Raw genomic sequence first — 3,329 nt, 5'->3', positions numbered from 1 at the left:
CGCGCGCCCCCCGGCGCCCGCACGACCCCACCCGCGCCGAGCCGCACGCCCCCCCCGCCCCGCCCCGCCGCCAGGAAGGGGGGCGCCGCCCCCGCCCCCGCCGCCCCCCCCCGCCGTGCCGCCCTCCCCACCGGAACCACCCGCACCACCGCTCGAGATCAGCAGCCCGGCGGTAGCGGCGGCGCCGCCGGGCTGCTGATCTCGAGCGGTGGTGCGGGTGGTTCCGGTGGAGAGGGCGGCACGGCGGGGGGTGTCGGCGGGATCGGTGGCAACGCCACCTTGCTTGGCTGCGGCGGGATCGGCGGAGCGGGTGGATTCAGCGAGGTTGGCACTGCGGGGACCGGCGGAACCGGCGGCAGGGCCGGCTTGCTGGTGGGCAATGGCGGTGCCGGCGGCGCCGGTGGCCAGAGCACAATGACCGGCGGCGATGGCGGCAACGGCGGCAGCGCCGTTCTGATCGGCAACGGCGGCAACGGCGGCAACGGCGGCACGACGTCCGGTGATGCAGGCACCGGAGGGAGCCGCGGACAGCTGTTGGGTCAAGACGGGATGAACGGGTTGTCGTAGCCGCTGTCGACCCGGATTTGCCGTTCCCGCAACGTGTTTCCCGATAACCACTACCAGCGTGGGTGCCGCGGACGCGGCATGTAAACTGCCGGCATGAGCCACGACTGGCTGCTCGTGGAGACACTAGGTGACGAACCGGCCGTGGTAGCCCAGGGGCGCAAGCTCAAGAACCTCGTCCCGATCACTACGTTCCTGAAGCGCAGTCCCTATCTCGCCGCGGTCCAAACAGCGATCGCCGAGTCGCTGCAGACCGGCCAGAGCCTGACCAGCATCACCCCCAAGCGAGATCGCGTCATCCGCACCGAACCTGTGGTGATGTCCGACGGCCGAATGCATGGAGTGCATGTGTGGACCGGCCCTGCGGATGCGGAGCCGCCCGAGCGGCCGACTCCCGGCCCGCTCAAGTGGGATCTGACCCTCGGCGTGGCCACCGACACACGAGAGTCCCTCGTCAACAGCGGCAAGAATCCTGAAGTCGAGGTCACGTACGGCAGAGCCTTCGCGGAAGACCTGCCGACGCGCGAACTCAATCCGAACGAAACCAAGGTACTTGCCTGGACCATCAGGCCCGAGCCTGGCCAAACACTGTGCAGCACTTGGGATCTCACTGATTGGCAGGGCATGCCAATCCGAATAGGGTTTACCGCGCGCAGCGCGCTGGAACCCGGGCCAGACGGCCGCGACCACCTGGTTGCGCGGGCGATGAACTGGCGTGCCGAACTCAAGGGCCCAGTGGCAGCGGTCGACGATCTGGCGCTGCGGATCCTCAACGGACTGGCGCAGATCGGGGTTCACCGGGCGCTGGTGGACCTCAACAACTGGACTCTGCTGAAGTGGCTCGACGAGCCCTGCCCTTTCTACGACTGGCGGGTCAACGAGCCGGACAGGCCGCGCGTACATCCCGACGATGCGCACGTGATGGCAACCATGACAATGGAATTCGCCGACGGAGCAACCAGCCGGGTGTTGAGGTTGCCTGGGAACGACACCGACTGGGTGCCAGTGCATGTCACCGTCAATCGGGTTGAACTGGAACCAGGTACGCATGCCGGACTGATCTCAGTGCGGCTGCCCACCGACGGCGAGCTCACCGATGCCGGGCTGCCTAAGGCCGTCGACGACACCACCTAAAGCACCGCTGGGAATAGCCGCTTGCGCACCATCCCCAAGAGATCGCGGCGCCGGAGACGCCTACGCCGGCACCGACAACGCCAGCGTGCTCAATCCGATCAACAGTCCGGCCCAAGCGCTGTGGGCGGCGGTCGACTGGTCGGCGAGGACGAACCGAGTGCGAAAAATCTTGAAACTCAAGGTGGCTGGCCCCGGCAGCGATAGCGTGTGTAGCTGACCGTTTGGTAGTGATCACCTGCTGGGAGGTGTCAGATGTCGTTTGTGATCGCGTCTCCGGAGATGCTGGCGGCGGCGGCCGCGGATTTGGCGAGTCTCGGGTCGACGCTCGGCGCGGCCAATGCCGCCGCGGCTGCCTCGACCACACTGGTGGCAGCGGCGGCCGCTGACGAGGTGTCGGTGTCCATCGCGGCATGTTTCGGAGCGCACGCCAACGCCTATCAAGCAGTGGGCGCCCAGGCGGCCGCGTTTCACGACCAGTTTGTGCGGGCCTTGGCCGCGGGCGCGGGCAGCTACGCCGGCGCCGAGGCCGCCGCCGCATCACCACTGCAGGCCCTGCTCGACGTTCTGAATGCTCCTACGCAAGCGCTGTTTGGCCGCCCACTAATCGGCAACGGCGCCAACGGGGCGCCTGGGACAGGAGCAAACGGCGGAGCAGGCGGGATCTTGATCGGCGACGGCGGCGCCGGTGGGTCCGGTGGGCCCAACCAAAACGGCGGTAGTGGCGGGGCCGCGGGCCTGATCGGAACCGGCGGGGCCGGTGGAGCCGGCGGACTCGGTCAGACCACTGGCGGCGCCGGCGGCGCCCGCGGGCTGTTCGGCAACGGGGGCGCGGGAGGTGCCGGCGGGTTCACCGAGGGCGGCATCGGCGGAACCGGCGGTGCCGGCGGCGCCGGCGGGCTGTTCGGCAACGGCGGTGCCGGCGGTGCCGGCGGCAATAACCAAGGCACCGGAATGGGCGGAACCGGCGGAACCGGCGGCGCCGCAGGACTATTCGGCTCCGGCGGAACCGGCGGCAACGGCGGCTACGGCAGCCTCGGCAATGGCGGGGTCGGTGGGACCGGCGGCCACGGTGGAACGCTCGCCGGCAACGGCGGCAACGGCGGCAGCGGCGGGCTCGGCGGCGGCCTGCTTGGCGGGCCTGGTGGCGCGGGCGGCGACGCCGGCTTCTTCTCCGGCGCCGGCGGCACCGGCGGGGCCGGCGGGGCCGGCAACTTCAACTCCGGTGGGACCGGCGGGGCCGGCGGCCACGGTGGCGTGCTCACTGGCGACGGCGGCGCCGGTGGCGCCGGCGGGTTCGCAGCGAACGCCCCCGGCGGGGCCGGCGGTGCCGGCGGCCCCGCCGGCGCACTCTTCGGCAACGGCGGCAACGGCGGCACCGGCGGCCTGGGCAAGGCCGGTTCCGGTGGGGCCGGCGGCACCGGCGGCAACGCCGGAGTCCTCTTTGGTAGCGGGGGCATCGGCGGGACCGGAGGGTTCGGCACCAGCGGCGGAGCCGGGGGGGGCGGGGGGGAAGGGGGCACGCTCTCGGGGGGGGGGGGGGGGGGGGGGGGGGGGGGGGGCCGGGGGGGGGCGGGGTCTTTTTAAAAAACCCCGCGCCCCCGAAAGGGGGGGAAATAGTGTATCGGGTCCTT

General features: G+C 71.4%; 1 protein-coding gene and 2 pseudogenes. All 3 read left to right on the top strand.

What is annotated here, in order from left to right:
• Positions 1 to 567: pseudogene (locus MSIMFI_RS27585) on the top strand (hypothetical protein); the annotation flags it as partial.
• A gap of 93 nt (positions 568 to 660) precedes the next feature.
• On the top strand, positions 661 to 1,698 hold the full coding sequence (locus tag MSIMFI_RS27580; RefSeq protein ID WP_191500081.1) for a PAS domain-containing protein: 1,038 nt from the start codon (positions 661 to 663) through the stop codon (positions 1,696 to 1,698).
• Positions 1,699 to 1,950: 252 nt separating this feature from the next.
• A pseudogene (locus tag MSIMFI_RS27575) lies at positions 1,951 to 3,273 on the top strand (PE family protein); the annotation flags it as partial.
• Positions 3,274 to 3,329 lie beyond the last annotated feature (56 nt).

The organism is Mycobacterium simulans (assembly GCF_900232995.1).
Lineage (GTDB): Bacteria > Actinomycetota > Actinomycetes > Mycobacteriales > Mycobacteriaceae > Mycobacterium > Mycobacterium simulans.
Note: the sequence above shows the minus strand (reverse complement) of the source record. Positions and strands in the feature narration are given on the sequence as shown.